Source organism: Isoptericola sp. NPDC056605 (assembly GCF_042792795.1).
In the GTDB taxonomy this organism is placed as follows: Bacteria; Actinomycetota; Actinomycetes; order Actinomycetales; family Cellulomonadaceae; genus Isoptericola.
Genome location: NZ_JBHTVT010000064.1, coordinates 735 through 1,007, shown reverse-complemented (window position 1 = coordinate 1,007; position 273 = coordinate 735). Strand labels below are relative to the sequence as shown.

Sequence of the window (273 nt, the reverse complement as noted above, 5' to 3'; positions counted from 1 at the left end):
ATATAAAATCACATTGCTTATCGTTCGCATCGGGAAAGTATTTCCGCACTAAATCTATCCACGTCATCCCGCTATTTTTCACCGCTTTAATCATCAGACAGCACCCCAAGACATTCTGATGCTATCTCTCAGACCCGCCGGCCGCAAAGTAGTCTTTGACTTCACAGGAAGCCCCATGATGAACAGCGTTCGCGTTTCCTGGATAAGCGATTTATCATTGTGCGTTACAAACTCTTCTTCCTGTACCCGCTTCACCATGCCGCCATACTGTGA

At 46.5% G+C, this 273-nt stretch carries 1 protein-coding gene; it reads right to left on the bottom strand.

Annotated features, from left to right (window positions below):
• Positions 1–93: 93 nt before the first annotated feature.
• A partial coding sequence (locus ACFQ8Y_RS22785) for a hypothetical protein (RefSeq protein ID WP_430586813.1) occupies positions 94–273 on the bottom strand: 180 nt, incomplete at its 5' end.